The following is a 23,883-nucleotide window of genomic DNA, read 5'->3' on the forward strand; positions in this document are numbered from 1 at the left end:
ATTCCTAGGATAGAGAAATAGGCTTCTGCAAACCAATTGATTTACAGGATTATTGTATCGTTATAATTTGTAAATGTGTTGATAAGCATATGTTAAACTGTGTGATTATCTGGTTTATAAAAGAGCATTAATGTTGCTGGAATAACCATCAATAGACCAAACACCGTGAGGGCTGTTCGAATCGTTGTCATCTCGACAATTGCTGCGGCAAAAATTGGTGTAAATACAGCACTTAAACCAATTGTTATCGATATTGCAACCATTTGTCCAGTCGAACGTAAATGTTCGGGCACTTCACGATAAACAAGATCCTTTTGCGAAATCAATAAGAATGGATAAGACAGCATTTGTAATACTGTCATGATTAAGATGCTTGTGACACTGGGAGCCATTGCATAAATGAAAAAGCGCATGGCCGTAATCACTGATGCAAAAATCATGAGTTTCTTACCGCGATATTTTATCAAGAGGCGTCCCATGATAATCATCATCGGAATCTCACTAACGGCTTGTACAAACCATTTGGTCCCAACATTTGACGCATTGCCACCCAAATCAAATATCAAATCGATAACGGTGATACCGTCTGCATTGTAAACAAAGTATGCGACAAAATAAACAACTAACAGCAGCACATAGTTTTTATTTTGAAACAGTGCTGACATATCTTTAAACTTGATGGGATCAGGGGATTCAGTTTTAGCCTCTTCAAGTCGAAATGACAAAAAGATAACGCACAAACTAAGCACACCTGATAGGATACCAATACTATGGAATCCCAAACTCGTTGCGAGGTATCCACCTACTAAAGATGTTAATGCCCACCCGAGCGAACCCAAAGACCGAATGCGCCCAAACTCGTGATACAATCCATCAGTCTCTAAAACCCATGTATCATATAAGTTACTGGCAATCCGGGTAAATCCAGCCATTGTTCCAACGACAAAGAAGTGGAACCAATAATTGGCACCGTCAAAGCTAAAAGCCATTAAGCCCGTCATAAACAGAATAAAGGTTGTATAAATAAAGAATCGTTTAATGGCTCCGAATCGATCACTGAGGTACCCGACTAAAATTTGGCCCACAATCGATACCACCGCAAAATATGACAAAATGTATCCTCTTTGCGTTCCCGTATATCCCAGTTGGGTTAAGTATGGAATCATTTGTGTAAACATAATTGCATGGGATGCATACACAAGGAACATTACCACACTAAACTTAAACATCTTATTTCTATTGTCTTGCATGTATTACCTCTCTATTTGTAATGATTGCATCACATGGTATATCATGCATTTCTTCAAAGGAAACCGTTGTTTCTTGAAAGTCATATGCAAGTCCAATTTTGATGAAATCAGTATCTTTTAAATATCGATCGTAATACCCCGCCCCATAACCTATACGATATCCATTTCGGTTGAATGCTACCATTGGGACTAACATCATGTCAATATCTTTTGCGTCAATGGTCTTTTCCGTCGTGGGTTCAAGGATTCCAAGTTGTCCTGGTGTCAAATTTTGAAACCCAGTAACTGGATGAAAAGACATCACATTGTCTTTGATTTTAGGTAAGACTAACGTCAGTGTGTGATCCCACCACAGTGTCTCCATGATAGCGTATGTATCGACTTCATGGTTAAATGCAGCATACAAGGCAATAACCTTATGACCTGATGTTCTTTCGATCACCTGGTCATGGATTGCTTTATCCCACGGCAAACGCGTTTCGACATCATATTTTTTTCGCTGTGCAATAATTGCGGTAGCAATGTCTCGTTTCACTGACATAGGCATGTCCTTTCTATTACCCAACAGATCCTTCCATTTCCATCTTCATCAATTGATTTAATTCGACGGCATATTCCATTGGTAATTCTCGTGTAAATGGTTCTAAGAAACCAAGGATAATGGTTTCAGACGCTTGTTCTTCGCTAAGTCCACGACTCATCAAGTAGAAGAGTTCTTCTTCAGAAATTTTGGAAACGCGTGCTTCGTGTTCGATAATGGAAGCATTGGTTTCAACAATATTTACAGGCATCGTATCACTCATCGATAGTTGGTCCAAAATAAGCGTGTCACACTCGATTTTTGTTTTAGCATTTATAGCATTTTTATCGTGATGGACAATTCCACGGTAGTTTACAGTCCCACCATTACGTGAAACAGACTTTGAGATAATGGTACTTTGCGTATTGGGTGCTTTATGAATCATTTTAGCGCCAGCATCTTGCCATTGATTTTTACTTGCGACAGCAATCGAAATCGTCATTCCTTTCGCAGCGTTTCCTGCAAGAATGCAAGATGGGTACTTCATGGTCTTATAAGCACCGATGTTTCCATCAATCCATTCCATCACTCCGTGTGCATCAACTGTTGCACGTTTGGTTACGAGATTGTAGACATTGGTTGACCAGTTTTGAATGGTAGTATAGCGACATTTTGCGTTCTCATGCACAAAAATTTCAACGACAGCAGCATGCATCGAATCTTTCGAATAGATTGGCGCTGTACACCCTTCAACGTAGTGAACATCGGCGCCCTCATCAACAATAATGAGTGTGCGCTCAAATTGTCCCATGGATTCAGCATTAATTCTAAAATAGGATTGTAATGGTTTATCCAATACAACACCTTTTGGAATATAGATAAAGGATCCTCCAGACCACACTGCAGTGTTAAGCGCAGCAAACTTATTATCATTGTAGGGGACGAGTTTATTAAAGTATTTTTGAACAATTTCTGGATAATCCCTCAGTCCTGTATCCATATCAAAAAACAGGACCCCTTTTGCTTCAACTTCCTGTAGCATATTGGCGTAGACAACTTCTGAGTCGTATTGAGTTGCAACGCCCGACAAGTATTTCGCTTCAGCTTCTGGAATTCCAAGACGATCAAACGTGTTTCGAATGGTTTCTGGAACATCTTCCCACAACGTTTCAGCACGATCGCTTGGTCTTAGGTAATAAATATAGTCATCAAAATCGATGGCTGATAAGTCAGCCCCCCACGTTGGCATGGGTTGTGCTTTAAAGTGTTCGTATGCTTTGAGACGCAAGTCTAGCATCCAATCTGGTTCTTGTTTAATTCGAGAAATTTCACGCACGACATCTTCATTAAGCCCTTTATCAAATTGTACTACAGCTTCGACGTTATCATGAAATCCGTATTCGTACGTTTCGCTGGGTAAACGATCTCGATCGCTAATTTTTTCTTCACTCATCTTGATCCCTACTTTCTTCAATTAATTCTGTAATGCCACGCCATCCTAATGTAGCACAATGAATACGGTTGGCTTGCCGTCCAACATTTTTAAATGCATTCGCTTCTTGCAAGACATCATGATTATACGTATCGAGGTGTAGCATTTTATTGTATTCAGCAATAATTGCGGTTGCTTCGTCGACAGTTTTATTTTTCAGTAATTCTGTCATAATCGACGCTGCCGATGTCGCAATCGTACATGCTTGACCTTCAAACGCAACATCCACAATCGTGCCATGTTCAATTTTAGCTTGGATCAAAAGATCATCAATGCATGAGTCGGTACTCATTTGGATACTTGGATAGTCTGATTCCATGCGTTTATTTCGCGGATTTTCGTAATGATCCATGATAATTTGTCTTAAAAATTGTGGGTTATCAAAATAATCCATATACCCTCCTATAAATATAAATCGATTGTTTTTTCAATCGTAATTGTTTCGACTGCTTCAATGAAACGGTCTACATCATTTTCATTATTGTAGAAATAAAGTGACATTCGAACACTTTTCTCTGCTTTTAAAGCACCATTTAACATTTTTGCACAATGTTCGCCAGAGCGAACCGATATTTTCAAGCTATTTAGATATGCCGCAACATCTTGAGCAAATATTCCTTTCACGGAAAATGAGATAATCGCATTATCAGCTTGCGGATTATATACCGTTACATGATCCATTCCAAGCAAAGCATTTAAGGCTTTTGTGTGGAGCGGTTTAATTGTATTATGAATCGTTTCAAATCCAATGCTTTGAAGATAATCAACCGCGCTCCCAAAGCCAATGACACCTTCAATATTTGGTGTTCCCGATTCGAATTTTGCAGGTGCTTTTTTGAGCACTACATCACCGCATGCACTGTAACGCACATTGTTGCCGCCACCAGTATTTAGTGGTTCCATAATTTCAAAAATTTCCGGCTTCGCATATAAAACACCCACACCAGTTGGCCCGAGCATTTTATGGGCACTGAAAGCAAAGAAATCAACATCAAGGTCACTCACATTAACGGCTATATGACCGACTGATTGCGCGCCATCCACACAAATAAGTGCACCAAATTCGTGAGCAATTGCTGCGAATGACCTGATATCATTCTCATAGCCTAATACATTCGAAATATGTGCAATAGACACAAGTTTGACACGGTCATGCATTGCTTGACGCAGCGCATTCGTTGAAATTTTTCCATCATTATCTAATTTAATGAATTCAACTTCAATCCCGAGTGTTTCGCTTAAGGCGAACCATGGAAGTGTATTTGAGGCATGTTCGGCTTCATTAAGGAGTACAACATCCCCCTTCTTGAGATGGTGTAGCCCATACCCATGCGCCACCAAATTCAAACTTTCACTCGCACCGGAAGTAAAGACGATGTTCTTGGGTTCCGTATGGATAAATGCTGCGACTTTTTTTCGAGTCAACTCGTATAAATTACTGGTTTCCAGTGATTCATTATAATCCCCACGGTGAATGTTGGATGATAAGCGTTCATAGTAATCGACGACTGCATCAATTACCACCTGGGGCTTCAAATTTGTTGCTGCATTATCAAGGTAAGCAACATCGGGGTGGTGCTTATAAAAGGGGAAATCATCTCTTATCGCCATTGGTTATTCACCTTCTCTGTAATTTCTTGTGTTAATTGTTCTTTAATTGCAGGATCATCAATACCATCAACAATCGGCATCAAATAGCCCGTTATAATCAGTTTTAAAGCATCTAGACGCGATAAACCACGTGATTGTAGGTAATAGATATGTTCTTCATTCGGCTGACCCACCGATGCTGCATGAGATGCTGCAACGTCATTCTCATCAATTAGAAGCATCGGATAAACGACACCGTGAACCGTCTCACCTAAATTCATGATACGACTCATTTGGTGGGTCTCTGATCCACCATTACCTTTAGCAATTGACCCAATGACTTCTAAGTGAAGTTTTGCTTCATCTAAAACGATTGCATTGCAGGTTACCATCGCATAACTCTTCTTCGCTTGATGATCTGCTTTAATCGTCCATTTGAGATTATTGAAGCTGATAATAGCACCTCTAAAATCAACATGACTCCCCGCACCGACATATTCAATGTGTGTTTTTTTATGATGATTTCCAAGGGACATTTCACCATAGTTTGCGACAAGATGAGCGTGCTCATTTAAAATAAGGTGTTCATCAACAACTAATGCTTCATTACTCTGATTGATCCATAGATATTTCCAATTGGTAGATACTTGGGCATCGAGTGTGAACGCTAAGTTCCCTGCACCACTCACAACAAGATAAACACTACCCTCTGTGTTGGCAGGAATGGTTAAGCTCACATTCATGGAATCGTGAACATGTATATGAACTTCATTAAAACCTGCTTCAAGGCTTACGTTTTGTGATGTTTCAATTACGATTGCCATTATTTGTTACCTTGGATTCGATCTTTTATGACACACGATTCTAATGCAATTCGTTGCTTATGTTCTTTTTCTGTTTCCGCTGGTTTTGCTTCAATCCAGTCATAACCTTCGCGGTCAATCTTTGTGACGAGTGTTTCATCTGAACTTAAGGCAATTTGACCGTCCATCATGATATGGGTATGTGTGGGTTTAATCAATTCAAAGAATCGCTCATAGTGACTGACAATAATCAGTCCCATTTGACGTTTATCTTGTTCTTCTTTTAAGACTTCAGCAACGAGTCCGAGTGCATCAATGTCCAAACCTGAATCAATTTCATCAAGCATTGTAAAACGGGGTTGCAACATCATCATTTGTAGAATTTCGTTGCGTTTCTTTTCACCACCTGAAAAGCCTTCATTTAAGAAACGGTGTGCAAGGTCCTCTTTCATTCGAAGACGTTTTACACTGGATTCCATTCCTTTGACGAATTCAAATAATCCGATAGGTGTTTCACGACGTGCATTTAGCGCTGATTTCAAAAAATCAGAGTTTGTAACACCCGATACTTCTTGGGGATACTGCATCCCCAAAAAGAGTCCTAATTTACTTCGTTCATCCACTTCAAGCCCCAAAACGTCTTCTCCATCAAATGTAATTGAACCTTCCGTTACTTCATAGCGGGGATGTCCCATTATTGCAGAGAGTAACGTTGATTTACCATTTCCGTTAGGCCCCATGATTGCATGAATTTCACCTTCATTGACAACCAAGTTTACTCCCTTCAAGATTTGTTTTCCTTCAATTTCAACATGAAGGTTTTCAATACGTAATTGTGCCATGATAATTCCTCGCTTCTTTATACTTTTATCATTATATCACAGTGGTACAATTCTTAAACGTACCAACGCAATTCTCTTGCTTATAATTAATTAAAAAATACATGCTTTTTCACACGAAGTTCATTCACTTGTGAGACACTCATTACATTGCCGTGTTTTATTGCAATGGGGTTGTAAATAACCTATAATGAGAAAGTTAAAAGGAGGATTATAATGATTGACAATTTAAAAAAATATTGGTTTGTCGTCGTTATCTGTTTAGTACTAGTTGCCGGAATTGGCTTCTATGCAAAACAGCAAATAGGTACTGTTTTACGCGGTAAGACAGTCGAGGGGAAACAAGTCGTCTCCGAAATCGCTGGCGTTAATTATTTTGCCGAAGACTACAACAAAGATCTTAAAGAGCGATATGGTTTGACTCAAACATATGCACTTTTCGAACGTTCCGTTTTATCTTCAATTGAAACGACACCAGAAATTGCTAAGAAATCAAAAGAAATTGCAGAAACAGCAAAAGCTGGAACTGCGCAACAACAAGGTCAAGCAGGAATGCAACAACTTGAAAGCTATGTCATTTCATTAGGCTACAAAGGGCTTGATGAGTTAAACATTGTTTATGAAGACATGGCAAAACGTGATCAAATTATCTTAGATTACGTGAATGCAAATAAAGAAACATACTTAGATCCTTATGTTGAAGCAAGCTCACCACGCATGGTTAGCCACATCTTGATCAAAATGACCGATTCAAAAAATCCAACAGCAGAGGAACAAGCGAAGATTGATAAAGTTAACGCACAACTTGCTGAAGGAAAACCATTTAACGAAGTAGCGATGGCCCTATCCGATGATACTGCATCCGCACAACGTGGTGGTAGCATTGGATTTACAGATAAATCCTCACAATTAGTACCAGAATTTTTAGCAGCTGCACTTGCAACTGAAGCAGGACAAACTTCAGAATGGACCGCTTCACAATATGGAATGCACTTAATTAAAGTTGATTCAACCAATCCAGAAGACTTTGTAAGTAATGATGAAGAAAAAGCAAAATACATCGCATCACTTACAGCTTCGAACAAACAAATTGTTTACAATGCAATTTGGGATAAAGCCAAAGACTTAGATATTAAATTCACTGATGACGCCGTCAAGAAAGAATTACTCACATTCATGGGTATCGAGGAAGGACAATAATATGAAAAAAATTACAGCATTATTAGTCGCTCTTCTTGTTCTAGCAGGATGTTCTGATGCGCGCGTCAAGTCGGCATCAAATGAAACAATTTTTACAGTTGGTAACCAAACGGTCACAGAATCACAGTTGTTTGAAGTGATGAAACGTCAAGACAACGGTGCTACTGTTATTCAAAACGCAGAGCAATCTGTAACCAAAGACATTAACGACCCTTCAATTGAAGAAGCAGCTCAAGCACAACTCACTGAAGCAAAATCAATCCTTGGCGATCAGTTCCCACTCTTGCTAGAACAATTAAACATGGGTTCAGAACAAGATTACCTTGATAAAGTCGTTTATCCAACACTGAAAATGGAATTCTTAGTCAAACAAACTATCGAAGCAGATTTTGATACACTTGTAAAAGAGTATCAACCACGTAAAGCAAACATTGTTCAAATTCAAACCGTTGACCAAGCAAATGAAGCGTTAACACGTATTCAAGCAGGTGAAAAAATGGAGGATGTTGCTAAAGATGTTACAGTAGCAAATTCCCAATACACTGGAAAATCAGCTATCTACAATCTTAAAGGAACACAGTTCCCATCACCTGTTTCACAGTTCATGAACCAACAACAAGGTCCAGGTTTGAGTGGTGTATTGAAAGATGAAACAAACGGTACTGCTTATATTGTTGAAATCGTCGAAACCGATGCAAACAAATTTAAAGATGATCTTCTAAACCAATGGAAGAAAGATCAAGCACTTACAAAAACATACCGTGCTAAAGTCTTTAGTGATAATAACTTCAAAGTTTATGATAAAGATATCTTGGATGCAATTACTAAATCATATCCTGGATACCTCGCTTAATTTTCCATATCAACACACCTCAGGGTGTGTTTTTTTAACACTAAAATTAGACTGTGCTATACTAATTAAAAGGAGAAATTTATGACACTATTCCAAAAAATTATCGATCGCGAGATTCCTGCATACATTGTTTATGAAGATGAATTTACGCTTGCGTTCCTCGATATAACCCAAGCAACACCAGGACACACTCTTGTTATCCCTAAAACAGCCACAGACTCGTTTATGAGCGCTGATATCGAAACACTCGCACATGTTCAAGCAACAGCACAACACGTCGCTAAGAAGCTTCAAGTGGCTCTTAACGTCAATGATTTTAATATCATCAGCAATGCAGGTCCACTTGCAGGACAAACTGTCTTTCATTATCATGTGCACATTATTCCACGTTATAGTGACAAAGACCTTATCATTGAGCACGGATCGCATGCAGCTGCCATTGAATCTATCTACCAAAAAATTAACACAAACATTAAATAGTAGCACACTCAGCGACGCTAAATTTTACACAGAAAAACCACCCCTTAAGGAACACGGGTGGTTTTTCTTCGTTGGAATCTTAACGATGAGTCACGAATTAAGCTTTACGTTTTTTTGAGAATAGTAAAGTTACTGCACCTGCAAGAACAATCAATATTCCAAAATATGGTACTTGTGTTGCCATACCTGTTGCCGGAAGTTTTGTAGGATTTTCTGTATTGGTGTTTGTTTCCTTTTCTTCTTCTTTCTTCACAGCCTCTTTAATCGTTACTGTTACATGCTGTACTGTTCCGTCTGAAGATGTGAATGAAATTGTTGTTGTTCCTGTTTTGAGAGGAATGAATGTTGCAGGTGAATTGAATGTTGCTACAAAGAATTCAGCATCAAAAATCCATCCTTCGCCACCCTTCAGATCATCAAATTCTGGGTAAAGTGTAAATGCTTCCCCAACTCGAATCACATCAGGCAGTCCTTTAAAGCCTTCAATTACGCCACCATTTACTTTAACTAATTGGTTTACGGTACTTTGTAAGTGTGCGACTGCTTCATCCAATACTGTTTGTGTACTTAATGGATTGTTTGCAATTGCTTCCGCTTGCGCTTTTGCAGCTAACATTGTATTCCAACTGGATTCTGTATACGACTCAGGTGATAATGCATCAATTGATTCTAGGAGTTTGTTTAATGCATCTTTATTGAGTGTATTTGGTGTTATTTCACCATCTGGATTATTAATCAGGTCCATGAGTGATGGAATCATTTCGAGGTATGATTTCGCATCGAGGTCTGATAGGTTTTCTTGTGCAAGTGCATCCGTGAATGTTGATGCAGCTGTCGTAATCGTTTCAAATGTTGTTGCTTTATAATCTTTTGCATTTAATTTCGCAACGACATCAATGAAATCTTGAAGCGTTTGTCGTTGTGTTGAATTTGCTTTCACAACAAGTCCATTATAGGCAGTTTCAAGTACTTTAAGTGCTTCATTGAGAGCTTGTTGGGTTGTCGCTGATGATAGGGCATTTTGTGCCGTCTCAAGCGCTGTATTAAGGGCAGATACACTTAGTGGTGTATAACGCGCTGTATCAAGTGCGGCGACTGTGGTGGCAAGTGTGTCAAGCGCTTGGCGATCTAATCGAACCATGCTTGCTTGTGCTGTTTCCATTTTTGTTACAAATTCAGCGACAGTATCCAAGTTTGCAAGAATATCATCTAGCATTTCAACTGCTTTTTCTTGGAGTTTAATGAATGCAGATGTAGTACTTGAATCGTACTCTGCAAGATCCATCGAAGCTAATGTTTCAAGTTGAACGACACTTCCATTATGTGCTAAATCATTGAATGCTTTTTGAAGCGTGTTGTAGTGTGTTTGGATATCATTTGCTGTCACTAATTGAGGATCAGATTCAAATGCCTGAATCAATATCGTCGCAGCATCAAGTGCTCCATTCACTTGTTCATAGAGTGCTTCATGTAACTGTTCAACATATTCTGTATCCGAGAGTTTGGTTGTTACTTGTTGTGCAAGTGTCTTCAGACTTTCGATATCGATTGCTTTAACAGTTATGGTAAGTGCATTGGATGCAACTCCCTTAGTAGAATGTGCCTGAACTGTAACAACACCGGCTTTGTGAGCTGTTACAACGCCATCTACGACACTTGCGATTGTCTCATCAGTTGATGTCCATGTGAATGCTTCTGTCGCATCAGCTGGTGTTAATGCAGCGTTGATAACTTGGGTATCATTGATGTTCAATTCAGTCTTGTCTGCGGTTAATATGATGGATTCAATTGCAATCTCTGTATCCATCAATTCACCGAAGAGCTTCATCTCAGCCATGGATGCGAATTTATTCATTTGTGCTACCGTTGAACTTGTTCCCAAGGATTCAAGGGCAATGAATTTTACATAACGTGCTGGAATCTTATCAAATTTTGAAACTTGATAGTTTGAACGACCGATGAGTCCACTTACGTCATATGGTAATGTATCTTCAACGACTGGTTCAAAGGTTTCTCCATCTAGACTTGTTTCAATACGGTAGCGAACAATGTCCCCATTACGATTTCGCGTATTTGGCAAGAAATTAAGTTGTTCTAAGTTATAGGTATGTTTGAGATCAAGTGTTACTGAGATTGGCAGTTTTGCATTAGTTCCATAACTCGTATGCCAAATTGTTTCTGGATCATTATCGAGAATATTTGTGACATAGTCGGAATCAGCTTGGTTTGTGAAATCGACAATTTCAGCATTTCGGGTATCGATTGGATGGATACTATCGGCTTGATCTGTATTTGATCCTTTTAATTGGAGTTTTGAGAATGCAAGATTTAATTTAATCGTTGCATCTTCAATTTGAGAGATTGTTTGTGGATTATCGAGAACTGCTTGTGCTACTGCACGTGCGTCCATAACTGCTGTGTATGTTGCTTCAGTGTAGAGACGTTGGTGTAAGCCATCTGTTTTTGCTAGAACAGCTTCAAGCATTGTTGTATCGAATCGATCACTCACGGTTAAATTATGGTCAACTGTGATTGATGAGTCAGCAAGTGATGTTGCTGTCAGTACAACATTTCCAGCTTTTTTACCGGTAATATAATACTCATAACCTTTTTCTGTCACAATTTTGGTAATCGTTGCGACACTTGGGTCAGAACTGGTTATTTCGTAGAATGGGTTAATCGCATTCTTTGGTCCAACATTCGCTTGGATACGTGTTAGGCTCTCAAGACCGATGTGGTCTGGCGTTGCAGGATCAAATTCAATGGATGATACAGCTGCTCCGATGTTTGAAATAAAGTCTATTTCGTACAGCGATAGCATTCTATTTTCAACTGTTCCTGTCGTTGTACCTGTTGCTAATCCTGAAGCTGTAAGTGGTGTAATTTCGATGCGATCAATAGCCTGACCTTCTGGAACATTCCATTCAAAGATGGATTTAAAGGTGCTAATAGTACCTAAGTCAATCGCTGTATCGCCACTATACGCTGTTGCTTTAACTGATGTAACACTTCCATTTGATCCAGAAGGACGGTTATGGACGCGAACTTTTGAAATTGGGTGTGATTCTTTCAACTTAAAGGTCATTGTGGTTGGGAGTTTGACATAGGCTGGTAAATCACCATCTGATAGTTTCCATTTGAACTCAGCCAATTCCCCGACTTTGCCATCAAATAAGAGTGATGCATAGTTTCCTTGTTGCCATAATTTCGCACCATTGGTACCATCATCTGTTGGCATTAAGTCATTGGTGAAGGTCATACCTTCGATTTCGTTAAGCGTTAACTTCGTTTCAGTACTTGGTAATACAGGCTCTTCAACTTCATTAAGTGCGTTAATCGTACTCAAGTTATCACCAATAAATTGAGCACTTTGTGGTGTAATAGCTGTTGGACCCGCAAATTTCTGAGTCATCTTGAAGCTACCGATCACACCGGTTCCATTTAAGGTTTCGGTTGGACCAACATTTGTAAAGATGAGATAGTTTACGCGTGATTTATCAGTATGCAAACGATCTTTACTAAAGCTCTTCATAAATTGAGTTAGGACAGATGTACTGTTCGATTCGAATTTGTATTCTGTATCGTTGTATGGAATTGCAAGGTCTAATGCATAAACATTTTCCATACCCATTCCATAAACAGTATATGTCACAACTTCTCCTGCTTCCGCTTCAGTTACGGATGGCACAATGAGAACTTGCCCTTGGACTTTGTTCTTTTGAGGTGTGACACCGCCATTGAGTTGTCGTGCTACAAATGAAATATCGTACGCATCAATTTTATTGTCGTAGTTAATATCTGCTGCGTCAACATAGCCTTCAAAGTCAGCATCACCAAATTTGAGACCTGCATAGTTTTCAAAGAAAATGAGATCTTCTTCGTCTAGCGTGCCACTGTTGTTCCAGTCCCCAACAATTTGTGATGGTGATCCTTCAACAGCATATGGGCGCAATTCATGGGCAGTAAAGAAACCACCGACAGAATCTTTAACACTGATTCTTAAGTAGCGTGCACGTAATGGTTGATCGAACGTGAGTGTCTTCATCGTTTCACCCGTGGAATAGCTCCATGCTGGTGTATCAACCCCTACCTTAGCACCTGATTTCCATGTTTCACCATCAAGACTATAATCAACTTCAAACTTGCGTATTGTACCGTTACCAAAGTCTGGTCTTGGGACATATTCAAGTTTTTCAATTTGATAACTCTTTTGCATGTCAATTGTGAAAGTGTTGGTGTATGCATCCCCTCCGGTTGCGGAGTGGAATTGTGTCGCTTCATCACCATCTACGGCATCTTGCGCAACAGTTCCAGCATAACCACCGCCACCAGTCCATGTTGCAGTCATATCTTTCGGAACATTGCGATATGGATCGAGGGCTGTTTTAACTGTAATTGGCGCTGTCCACTTTGAATGTCCGGTTTCATTCACCGCACGAACTCGGTAACTATAATCAGTATCATAATTTAGTTCTTGGTGCGTAAATGTAGAGGCTTTAATATTTGAGAATACAATACCGTCAATCTCTACATCGTATGTTTTCGCTCCATTAACATCGTCCCAATCTAATGTAATTGTTGATGATGTTTGTGATGGTGATGTGAGATTTGTTGGAACTGCGAGATCAGGTGATTCAGTGTTTGGCGAGACGGCTTGCTCATTCGCAAAACCCTCTACTGTTACTGCGAATTCATGATCCTGAGTATTAATTTTATCTGTTGATTTGATAAATACTTTTGGTCGCGTTGTAAGTTTGTTTGTATCAAAGGTTGTACCTTCGGTAGCATACTCACTAACAATTGAAACCGGAGCTTCATCATAGAAGTAAACATTACCCGTTGCAGCATCATAAGCCTCTTTTGACGTTACTTTTGTAAAAGTCACGTCATTTCCTGCTACATTTCCACGAACGCCTTGAGGTGCTTGAGATACGTTCACAATCATTTCAGTATCACGGTCTATAACCATATTAGGATATGATCCTGTTGTTTTACCAATTGATAAAATTGCTTGATCACCATTAACGGATGATGAAATGACGGTATTCGTCGATGCACCATCTAAGGTAATACCATCGTCTTCATAAAGATTAAACGTTGTATCACCATTTGGATAAAACTCAACGATTCGGTGTGATTTGTCCAATCCTTTTGGATTTGATTCACTGACCGGTCGTGGGTTATTATTTTCTGCATACATTGGAACAATCGATCCATTTTTGACAAATACTGGTGTTTTCCATATTGGTGCATCAAAGTTATTTAAAACTGATCCACCTCGGTACTGATCACCTGTAAAATAATCAATCCAAATTTGTTCTGAATCTGGAAGATAGATGTCATTACGAATGTCATTTCCTTGTGCGTCTGAGGCTGTATCCTGATAAATCGGAGCTACTAGGAAAGAACTCCCCCACATGTATTGATACTGTGTTGCTTTTGAATAAGTATGCGCATCTGGATACTCAAGCATCATGGCGCGAACAAGCGGCATTCCTGTTTGAGATGCTTCATGCGATATCGTTGAGATATACGGCATCATTTCCGCTTTTAATTTTAGATAAGCACGGTTAATCGAGGTTGTGTCTTCACCAAATTCCCACGGATTTTTTTGAGAAGCACCCCAACCATCCATATCCAACATATATGGGGTAAATGCTTTCCACTGGAAATCACGCGTTTGAATGATGGGATTTTTACCACCAAAGATTCCGTCTAAATCACTTCCAATATTTGGCATTCCCGATAAACCGGTTCCAATGTATGTAGGAATATGGAAACGAATGTACTCCCAATTACCACCAGATTGGTCCCCTGACCAAACACCAGCATAACGTTGGGTCCCGGCCCAACCATCAAGACTGATAATGTTTGCTTTTGACCCTGAGAGTTCAGTAATCGCATTGTAAGCATGTTGTACGCCATCCAATGCCATCGAATATCCCGCACCGACCCAAGCAACGTCTGTCTTTACAGCACGTACACCAGCATCTTGAACTTCACGTTGGATATCACGTTCACCTTTTTTAGGATTTTCTTTATCACCAGGCCATAAGTTTGCTTGAGTCCAAAGACCCACTTCAAGCCCTTTGCTATTTGCGAAATCTGTGAATGCTTTCAGTTCAGCAATATCACCATCAAATGAATCGGATTGACCATATCCACAACCATAACCATCATTTGGATAAAATGCCCCTATTGGTAAATCATATTCTTCATGGAGCTCAATCTGACGTTGGGCGGTAAATGTTTTATTACCGTCTTTTTCCATTAACGACTCTTGAACTTCACCTGGTTGAATCTCACCGGTTTGTGCTTGACGTTCTGTATAGTATTGACCGTCAATCTTCTTACCATTTGTACCCGATGCCGGTTTCCAAACATCACGGTTATAGCAGTTTAAATGTGCAAGATAGAACGCATAATCCGGTTGTTGTGCTGGTTTTCCAGTTAAATTTGTATATGAATTTAAAATCCCCTGTGGGTTGTCATCAACCATAATGTAAGCATCAAATCGTGATTCATTATGTGTTGCAGAGACAATTCCTGGTAAGGTTTTACCAAAATCATATTCCCCTGGTTTAAATGTGTTACGGACAATTCCATATCCTTTCGTTGTCCAATAGAAAGGATTCGGACTCGCGACACCGCCATCAACCCAGTTATTACTGTTGATAGCTTTGACAATCTCCCCTTTGTGCGAGAAACGACCGTTTTGAGTTCCTCCACCATAGAAGTATTCATCACTTTGTTCAACTAAGGACTGAATTGTTTGATTGTTTTTGTACATAATCGGTGCAGCTTCCTGCATGACAATCGAACCGTTTGCGCGGCGTACAGTCATTTTCGAACTTGATTTTTCAACTTCTATCGTTATTTTGGATGTTTTAATTTTAAGAACATCGCCATCTTCAACAGTAATTGTTACACCATTGTTGGCTGCAACTGTATCATCATTGTTGACAACAATATTAGCACGGTGTTCCTTTTTGTTAGGAGTTGGATATTCTTGAAAATCTGAGTCGTTAATGTCGACATAGTATCTAAAGAGATTCTCATCAATAACGGAAATTCGCGTTTTATTACCATCACTGTGTGTCAATGTAACCTTGTTATCTGTGACAGAAACACTTTCAACAGAACCTAATACTTCATATCCCGTCTGATCGACTGTTGGAATATCAGTAAGTTCTTCTGTTGTTGCAGAGATTGCGATTGTCATATTTGGACTAATAAGACTTATAGCAATCAATAAACTTAAGAAAAGACCACTTATTTTCTTCACTACTTTCCCTCCTCAGCGTGTTACCGCTTACATTATCAGTCTAAGGAAAATACCACTGCGAATATTTGCACTTTTAAGTAGGGTATTTATATTTATAAGCGATTTGTTAATTAAGATAAGAAAACTGTTGATATGTATAAATCGATCCAAGACAAAATCATTTCACCCTTTTCAAATCACAAAGTTTTATAGAAAAATAAAAAGATGCATCCAAGATGCATCTTTCTATTTTTATAATTTCGTTTCAGGTGTTTCTGTTGTTTCTGGTTTTTTGACTTCTGGTTTTGGTAACAATGCTTTACGTGATGCATTGACACGGCCACGATCGTCAATTTCAGTAACTTTAACTTGGATAATATCACCGAGTTTTAATACGTCTTCAACATTCTCAACACGCTCGTGCGCAATTTTTGAGACATGAAGCAATGCATCAGTTCCTTCAAACAACTGCACGAAGGCACCGAATTTTTCAATACGGACAACTTTAGCGTCGTAAATTTCTCCGACTTTAGCTTCACGTACAATGCTTTCGATAATTGATTTGGCTTTATTGATAGCTGCCATATCACTATGGTAAATAACGACACGTCCATCATCTTCGATATCAATTTTGACATTATCGGCATCTTCAATGATTTGGTTAATAATTTTTCCACCAGCACCAATGACATCACGAATCTTGTCTGGATCAATTTGTAGTTGCGCAATCTTGAGTGCATACGTACCAACTTCAGGACGTGGTTCAGAAATAACTGCATCCATTGCATCCATCATTTCAGCACGACCAATTTTCGCTTGAGCAAGTGCTTCTTGTAGAATTTCACGGCTCAATCCTTTAATTTTAATATCCATTTGAAGTGCAGTGATACCATTTTTAGTCCCCGCTACTTTAAAGTCCATATCTCCGAAATGGTCTTCCATTCCTTGGATATCTGTAAGGATGGTGTAATCATCACCCAATTGAACAAGACCCATCGCAATACCACTCACTGCTGCTTTGATCGGAACACCTGCTGCCATTAATGCAACAGATCCAGCACAGATACTTGCTTGTGATGATGATCCATTGGATTCTAAGACTTCCGCAACTAAACGAATTGTATATGGGAATTCTTCGATTGTTGGTAAGACGTATGATAATGCGCGTTCACCAAGCGCACCGTGACCAATTTCACGACGCCCTGGAGCACCCATGCGTCCGGTCTCTCCAACTGAGTATGGAGGGAAATTATAGTGATGCATGAAGCGTTTTTCTTCAACGTCGGAAAGGTCATCAATAATTTGAGTATCTCCCAGTGCACCTAAAGTAGCAACAGAAAGTACTTGTGTTTCACCACGTGTAAATAAACCACTTCCGTGAACACGTGGAAGAATATCCATTTGGACATTCAATGGGCGAACTTCCGCAACACCACGCCCATCAGGACGAATTTTCTCAACTGAGATTAAACGACGAACTTCACCCGCAACAATCGCGTGTGTATATTCTTTAACATATTTCAAAGTCTTCGTTTTTGTTTTTTCGTCTTCGTATTCTTTAGCTTCGAAGTGTAATTGTGCTTGTTCTTCCAAGTCATCAATTGCACCATAACGTTCAAGTTTTTTCTCGATAGCAACCGCTTTACGTAAAGATGCTCCTACAAGTGCTTCAACTTCTTCTTGAATTGCTTCAGGCACTTCGTACAAGGAAACTTCCATTTTTTCTTTAGCAACCGCTTGCGCAATTTCAATTTGATAATCGCATAATTTTTTGATCCATTCGTGACCAAACATCATAGCATCTAGGAATTCTTCTTCAGAAACTTCTTGTGCTCCAGCCTCAACCATATTGATAGCATCTTTAGTTCCCGCAACAACCAAATGCATACGTGATTGTTCTTGTTGTTCAAGACTTGGATTTACAATGAATTCACCATCAATCATCCCAACGGTAACACCAGCAATGGGTCCTTCAAATGGAATATCGGATACACATAATGCAAGAGACGCTCCGAACATTGCAGCCATGTCTGGCGCATTATCTTTGTTTACTGAAAGTACAGTATTTACAACTTGTACTTCATTTCTAAACCCTTCCGCAAAAAGAGGACGAATTGTACGGTCGATAAGACGTGATGTCAGTGTTGCATGCTCACTGGGTCTTCCTTCTCGACGTAAAAAACCTCCTGGGATTTTACCAACAGAATATAGTTTTTCTTCATAGGTCACTGTTAGTGGGAAGAAGTCAATATCCTTTGCTTTTTTACTTGCAGTTGCTGCTGAGAGCACCACTGTATCTTCATATCTTACTAATACGGATCCACCTGCTTGTTTTGCAAGTTCGCCGGTTTCAACGATTAATCGTTTACCATCGAAATCTAATTCGAATACTCTCTTGTCCATAGTTCACCTCATATTTATCTTTATCAATTTTATCATACTATTGCTGTAATGCCTATTAAAAAAGGAGCGTTGCGCTCCTTTCGATTATTTTCTTAATCCTAAACGTGTGATTAATTCACGGTAACGGTTGATGTCTTCGTTACGTAAGTATGTTAATAAGTTACGACGACGTCCAACTTTTTTAAGAAGTCCACGGTTTGAGTGGTAATCTTTCTTATGTTCTTTCATATGACCTGTAAGAATATTGATTTCTTCTGTTAATACGGCTACTTGTACTTCTACTGAACCTGTATCTTTTTCATCACGAGCGAATTCTTTCATGATTTCTTGTTTTCTTGCTTTTGATAACATGTATTTGTCCTCCTATGTTTCTAAGCCCTTTGAAACCGCGTATTCCGTCGAGGAGACATGAAACCCAGTCACAAAGCTTATTCATAATATCATAAATCTCCCATTACAACAACATTATATCCAAATAATTTCTCTTTTATTGGCTTAAACAAACACTAAGTATGTTATCAACATCGCAATTGCAGAAATAACCGCAGCAATTGTTACAATCAATGGAACATACGAGCGAGCATATCGCTCCACATACGCGACTTTAGGATGTGATTCATCATAGTAAACATTCAACGTTGAACCAAGCGGAAAATGATCACGCATCACTGTGTTAAGCGATACCATCGAATTTCCTCGTAATCGCAAAACTGTATCAAGTAGATCCGTTTCTACTTCTGTTTTAACGCGATGAAATGGCGTGCTAACAGATTTTACATAAGAATATTTTAAGGCTTTACGATACGTAACACCATCGACGGTATATTCAACGACAGGAGCCCGTGAGTCATTTATTGAATACTTAACAACAGTTCCTTTGGTTTGTACCTTATCGTCTGATTTGTAGTTATTGTCACGTCGCTTTAATCCGATCGCAAAAACTACAAGTACGACCATGATTAAACCATAAATTGTCATCATAATATTTAAAAGTGTGTGTGGCATAACGAATCCCAACTTTCTTTATTCTGTATTTGCTTATTGATTTTCAAGTGCTTCAATGTCTTTATAAGATCCCGCGTGATAGCGGTAGTATGTGATGTCATAGGCATGCTTCACACCTTTTATATTTATAACAATTGTATCTGTATTGGGTGCTTTGATAAACGCATGAACACCTCCAGCGCCATTCAAAACAGTCGCACCCCCGTCGCCATTACTTAATTGACCACATAGATAATTATAATGTGACGATTCGATGGATTTATTTACTTTCAATACCCTATTGGTACAATCCGTATAGGAGTCGTATCGCAGCGTATCAACATTCAAAGCAGAATCTTTAGAAAACAACGTAATTTCGTTATTTCGCGTCTCATAGGCGATACTCACATCCGCAGGATCTAAATTGGACGCTTCCAAATCGATGATGCGTCCGACACCTAAAGGTCCCGCCGCAGGTATAATAATTCGATCATGCAGGACCAGGTTTTCATGTCTCACACCATCACTTGTTTTAGCAGGTGCCTGTTCAACCGTAAAAGTATGTGTTGCTGAATTGTTATTTAAGTCACGCGTTTCGGCGAGATAGTATGTGATGCCTGTCTCAAAATCTGAATCAATGATTTTGAATGCAATGCGTTTATCACCTTCTATTGGATCCTTTGCAGTGAAATATGATGCTAGGTCTAGGGACTCACCTGGTTCCAGTTTAATGAATGAAGGTCCTGTGATGATTGGTGGTTGCGAATCTCTAACATTATAACTGAATGTATAGGTTTGACGTTCACCATTCTTCTCAGCGACTAGCGTTCCTATAAGTGGCAATTCTTTGTCACTATTTTTTGCAAGCATCGCATTTATCATCTCATAACTTGCATGAGAATAACGGTCAAAAAGCTCGCCTTTGTCGTTTAGGCGCAAATGACGTCCATAGAAATTGGTGATATCATATTCTGCAATTCTCTCAGGGAACTCCTCTCTTTGAATAATGTGTAAAGTGTTATCGAACGTGCGCATCATTAAATCCTGATTGGCATCAATAATTTGTTCTGATTCTTTTGTAACACGATATTCTGTAACAGCTGTCACGTCAATCCCCTCAACCGAAATAATGCGATCATAATGGGATTGCTTTGTATTAATTATCGCATTTTTAAAATCATCAAATTGGGCGTTTGAATTGTTAGCATCAAACTCAAGCACAATATTGTTATTGAAAACGATGTTGAGCGGCTCAGCTTTTTCTTTTAAATAAAACCCTCCGACAATTACTCCAAGAGCAGCTAAAAAACCTAGGCTACCTATAATAATTGCTTTTTTATTCTTCATATTTTTCTCCAATCAATCTTGCAATACAAGTGCTGCAAGCAACACAACGCCAACTGCTTTAAGTATAGCAATCGCAATAAACATCAGTAAAAACGAAGATGCACGTGTTACGTCTGGCGTCCCCACGATCGCATGACTGCTTACATACATGTTTCCCGATACAATGTTCATGAAATCAAATATCGAAGCAGCAATGAGTAAACCAACGCCAATCCGCGATTGTTTGGTATTGGCAATGTTCGCCGCAATAATAAATAGTGCAAACGAAAGCGTGAGTACTGTCACAAAAACGTATAAATTAGATGGGACTAAGTACGCTATTATTTCGCCAAAAAGCACAATGGCAATAAGCACTGCAAAGTATTTCTTAGAATCCTTTTTCCCCATACAAGAATCCTCCTCATCTTCTCTATTAAGCATAGCACAGAATCAAGGGTATACCGGCCTATTTTGTTACGAAAAAAACTGCCTTTGGCAGTTTAAAGTGGTAATTCATTAAGTATGAGGCGAAGGTGTTGTGCGTCAACACGATAATAAACCATTTCATACAAGTCTTCATCTTTATACATTATGTACCCGAAATCGTCATCATGAAGGCGCGGATCACGCACTATAAAGTAAAGTTGGTTTGTCACGGGAATATCGTTGCTTTTGAGTTGATAAATATGCGTAGCCTCCCATTTGGGAATGGCCGTAAATACTTCTGCCGATTCAAAAAGTTCTTTTAATTGCGAAGCGTCCATAGTGACATCAACTTGCTCGTCTTCAAAACGACTAATTCTAAGGCTTTGTGTTAGTGCTGGTAAATCTGGAAATTCGTACATTCTGCTACCTCTAATCTATGTTCAAGTATACGAGTTTCAAAGACTTGCTTCAATATATTTGACTTTGGACAGGGTCACAAACAGCAGCAATTGACTACACAGGTCTATTGTGGATACCAAATCACCTCAAACTCTTCACAGACAACATCCATTTCGTCAATTTCAATGACAAGGCCACGATCTTTGAACATGCGTTGCCAATACTGCCGATGGATTTTCCGCCAGCTTTTTAAACTTCGGTCCGCTTCCCCTTCTTTATAAGCATGTTCAGCTGTGACATCAGCAAAAGGAACGACGTATACTTTCGTAACTTGGATAACAGCGACGGGATTCTCGTGGCCATCAAGTATGATTTCTAGTGCTTGCTCCGATGGATGTGGTAAAGGTTCATTGGCCAACACATACTCAATGTAAGCACTCGACGTTGCTGTTTTAATCCCTTTCACAGTCAAAAGTGCCAGTTCGTCAGCGAGTAAAGCAGTATCGCCAAAAGCCCACGCATCATGGAGGTGAACATGCTTCAATTTAGTTTCTTTAAGAAAACTTTCCCAAAACACTTCTATCGTTTTATTCATACGTAATCCCCTTTCTCATATTTTAAACGAAACAAAATAAAAAAACTCCAAGGATGACGTCTTGGAGTTTTGGAATGCTTATAGGAAGATAATCATTGATAAAACGAACATAAAGACAACACCAACAATCATTGGGACTGATGTACGTTTTACAATTTCGAATGGATCTTGTTTGACCGTTCCAGCAACGATAACAATGACAGCTGAAACTGGTGACACTGCACGAAGTAAGTTACCCGCAAGGCCCATTGGTACTGTAACTGCATATGGACTAATTCCTGCTGCAACAGCAAGTGGAACCATCAATGGCACCATGGCATAGAACAATGCGGTTCCACTACCACTTAACAAGACGATTAGCGCTGTAAACACTACAAGAATTAATGGTAAGACAAATCCTGAAGCAGTCGTTGTTGACATGATTGTTTGAAGCTCCGTGATAAGTCCAATTGCTTTTAATCCATCAACAAATGTTGATGCGGCAACAAGTAATACCACAATTCCCATTGCATTTCCCATACCTGAGAAGAATGACTCAGTTGTTTTAAGCACTTCTTGACCATTACGGTGACGTACAATTTCACAGAATACCGCAATCATGAAACTCATGATTGTTACAACTTCAACTGATAGATTTAATGAAGCCCCTGCCATTGCATTATAACCAAAGACGCCTAATAAGATAACAATTGGAAGTAAAGGAAGTAATGTGTAGACTGTTTTGTAAAGTGCTCCACCTGAAATTTCCTTCACCGCTTCAAGTCCGAGATCCATATCTGCAGATTCCGTAACTTTTTTGTCACAGTATTTTTGCCATAATGCATGTACTAAAGCCATTACAAGAATTGTTGGTACAGAGATGATTGCATGGTAGTTAAAGACATATTCAGCAACTGGCATTCCTAGTTCTGCAGCAATTGCAACGTTGTCTGCGCCTAATGGTGTTGGCATAACTGTTGCGGTTGTAGCAATAACGGCGGCAGCTGTGAGTGTTGACATTCCAGAACGTCGAAGTACTGGATACAGTGTAGCGAGTAAAATAATTGCTAAGTTTGATGCACTTGGAATAACAAGTGATAACAAGTTTCCTAATAAGAATACGACTGGAACCAACACGTATGGTGATTTAACAATTGATAGTGGTTTTGTCAGTGTATTGACCGTAACTTCATTCGCTCCAATTTTACTCATGTAAGCTGTATAGCCCCCGAGTAACAAGATTACAAGTCCAGCCCCTGAAAGTTGTTTCTTGAACTGGTCGATAATTGATAATATTGGATCTACCATTACGTTAACAGGTTCTTTAATGATTGCGTTACCATTCAAGATAGCAATCACCATCAAGATAATTCCAACAGCAAATAGTGTAATTTTAATATCCATTTTCTTGAGAAGCATATATACAACAGCAACAACTGCCAATGCTCCTACAATAAACATTAATGTAGTATTCATAGTC

Annotated in this window: 19 protein-coding genes; 3 read left to right on the top strand and 16 right to left on the bottom strand. The window is 39.2% G+C overall.

Translation table 11 applies throughout. The features are described 5' to 3' along the window. Positions 1–92: 92 nt before the first annotated feature. Genes GVV22_RS02600 through sufC form a run of 7 tightly spaced genes read right to left on the bottom strand, consistent with a single transcriptional unit; the run spans position 93 to position 6,497 of the window. Positions 93–1,250, bottom strand: a complete 1,158-nt coding sequence (locus tag GVV22_RS02600) for an MFS transporter (RefSeq protein ID WP_159648615.1) — start codon at positions 1,248–1,250, stop codon at positions 93–95. After that, positions 1,237–1,791, bottom strand: a complete 555-nt coding sequence (locus tag GVV22_RS02605; RefSeq protein WP_159648616.1) for a 5-formyltetrahydrofolate cyclo-ligase — start codon at positions 1,789–1,791, stop codon at positions 1,237–1,239. Before GVV22_RS02605 ends, GVV22_RS02600 begins: the two co-directional genes overlap by 14 nt. 16 nt (positions 1,792–1,807) lie before the next feature. Further along, complete coding sequence (sufB, locus tag GVV22_RS02610) at positions 1,808–3,223, bottom strand: Fe-S cluster assembly protein SufB (protein WP_159648617.1); 1,416 nt, start codon at positions 3,221–3,223, stop codon at positions 1,808–1,810. Continuing rightward, a complete protein-coding gene (sufU, locus tag GVV22_RS02615) occupies positions 3,216–3,656 on the bottom strand; it encodes a Fe-S cluster assembly sulfur transfer protein SufU (RefSeq protein ID WP_159648618.1) in 441 nt (146 codons plus the stop codon). Before sufU ends, sufB begins: the two co-directional genes overlap by 8 nt. Before the next feature lie 8 nt (positions 3,657–3,664). Next, a complete protein-coding gene (locus tag GVV22_RS02620; RefSeq protein WP_159648619.1) occupies positions 3,665–4,873 on the bottom strand; it encodes an aminotransferase class V-fold PLP-dependent enzyme in 1,209 nt (402 codons plus the stop codon). Next, positions 4,864–5,676, bottom strand: a complete 813-nt coding sequence (locus GVV22_RS02625) for a SufD family Fe-S cluster assembly protein (RefSeq protein ID WP_236261910.1) — start codon at positions 5,674–5,676, stop codon at positions 4,864–4,866. The genes GVV22_RS02620 and GVV22_RS02625 overlap by 10 nt, the downstream gene beginning before the upstream one ends. Continuing rightward, positions 5,676–6,497: a Fe-S cluster assembly ATPase SufC gene (sufC, locus tag GVV22_RS02630; RefSeq protein WP_159648620.1), complete on the bottom strand. Its 822-nt coding sequence runs from the start codon at positions 6,495–6,497 to the stop codon at positions 5,676–5,678. The genes GVV22_RS02625 and sufC overlap by 1 nt, the downstream gene beginning before the upstream one ends. 213 nt (positions 6,498–6,710) lie before the next feature. On the opposite strand from sufC, the gene GVV22_RS02635 reads away from it, so the two are divergent. From GVV22_RS02635 to GVV22_RS02645, 3 genes are all read left to right on the top strand, one after another. Next, positions 6,711–7,694 carry a peptidylprolyl isomerase gene (locus GVV22_RS02635; RefSeq protein WP_159648621.1) on the top strand — a complete coding sequence of 328 codons (984 nt, stop codon included), beginning with the start codon at positions 6,711–6,713 and terminating at the stop codon, positions 7,692–7,694. A gap of 1 nt (position 7,695) precedes the next feature. Beyond that, the gene (locus GVV22_RS02640; RefSeq protein ID WP_159648622.1) at positions 7,696–8,547 is read left to right on the top strand and encodes a lipoprotein; all 852 of its coding nucleotides are present in this window, start codon (positions 7,696–7,698) and stop codon (positions 8,545–8,547) included. An 81-nt stretch (positions 8,548–8,628) separates the two neighbouring features. Continuing rightward, positions 8,629–9,027, top strand: coding sequence for an HIT family protein (locus GVV22_RS02645; RefSeq protein ID WP_159648623.1), 399 nt, complete (start codon positions 8,629–8,631; stop codon positions 9,025–9,027). Positions 9,028–9,124: 97 nt separating this feature from the next. On the opposite strand, the gene GVV22_RS02650 is transcribed toward GVV22_RS02645, so the two are convergent. From GVV22_RS02650 to dcuC, 9 genes are all read right to left on the bottom strand, one after another. After that, complete coding sequence (locus GVV22_RS02650) at positions 9,125–16,312, bottom strand: discoidin domain-containing protein (protein ID WP_159648624.1); 7,188 nt, start codon at positions 16,310–16,312, stop codon at positions 9,125–9,127. A gap of 231 nt (positions 16,313–16,543) precedes the next feature. Then, a complete protein-coding gene (gene pnp, locus GVV22_RS02655) occupies positions 16,544–18,694 on the bottom strand; it encodes a polyribonucleotide nucleotidyltransferase (RefSeq protein WP_159648625.1) in 2,151 nt (716 codons plus the stop codon). An 84-nt stretch (positions 18,695–18,778) separates the two neighbouring features. Further along, positions 18,779–19,045, bottom strand: coding sequence for a 30S ribosomal protein S15 (rpsO, locus tag GVV22_RS02660; RefSeq protein ID WP_159648626.1), 267 nt, complete (start codon positions 19,043–19,045; stop codon positions 18,779–18,781). Positions 19,046–19,189: 144 nt separating this feature from the next. Further along, positions 19,190–19,699 carry a DUF3592 domain-containing protein gene (locus tag GVV22_RS02665; protein WP_159648627.1) on the bottom strand — a complete coding sequence of 170 codons (510 nt, stop codon included), beginning with the start codon at positions 19,697–19,699 and terminating at the stop codon, positions 19,190–19,192. 33 nt (positions 19,700–19,732) lie between these two features. Then, on the bottom strand, positions 19,733–21,025 hold the full coding sequence (locus tag GVV22_RS02670) for a hypothetical protein (protein ID WP_159648628.1): 1,293 nt from the start codon (positions 21,023–21,025) through the stop codon (positions 19,733–19,735). Positions 21,026–21,037: 12 nt separating this feature from the next. Further along, positions 21,038–21,412: a hypothetical protein gene (locus GVV22_RS02675; RefSeq protein WP_159648629.1), complete on the bottom strand. Its 375-nt coding sequence runs from the start codon at positions 21,410–21,412 to the stop codon at positions 21,038–21,040. A 92-nt stretch (positions 21,413–21,504) separates the two neighbouring features. Then, positions 21,505–21,849, bottom strand: coding sequence for a hypothetical protein (locus GVV22_RS02680; RefSeq protein WP_159648630.1), 345 nt, complete (start codon positions 21,847–21,849; stop codon positions 21,505–21,507). 104 nt (positions 21,850–21,953) lie between these two features. After that, positions 21,954–22,424, bottom strand: a complete 471-nt coding sequence (locus tag GVV22_RS02685; protein ID WP_159648631.1) for an ASCH domain-containing protein — start codon at positions 22,422–22,424, stop codon at positions 21,954–21,956. Positions 22,425–22,502: 78 nt separating this feature from the next. Then, positions 22,503–23,879 carry a C4-dicarboxylate transporter DcuC gene (dcuC, locus tag GVV22_RS02690; RefSeq protein ID WP_159648632.1) on the bottom strand — a complete coding sequence of 459 codons (1,377 nt, stop codon included), beginning with the start codon at positions 23,877–23,879 and terminating at the stop codon, positions 22,503–22,505. Positions 23,880–23,883 lie beyond the last annotated feature (4 nt).

It is taken from the genome of Erysipelothrix aquatica, assembly GCF_009828825.1.
In the GTDB taxonomy this organism is placed as follows: domain Bacteria; phylum Bacillota_I; class Bacilli_A; order Erysipelotrichales; family Erysipelotrichaceae; genus Erysipelothrix; species Erysipelothrix aquatica_A.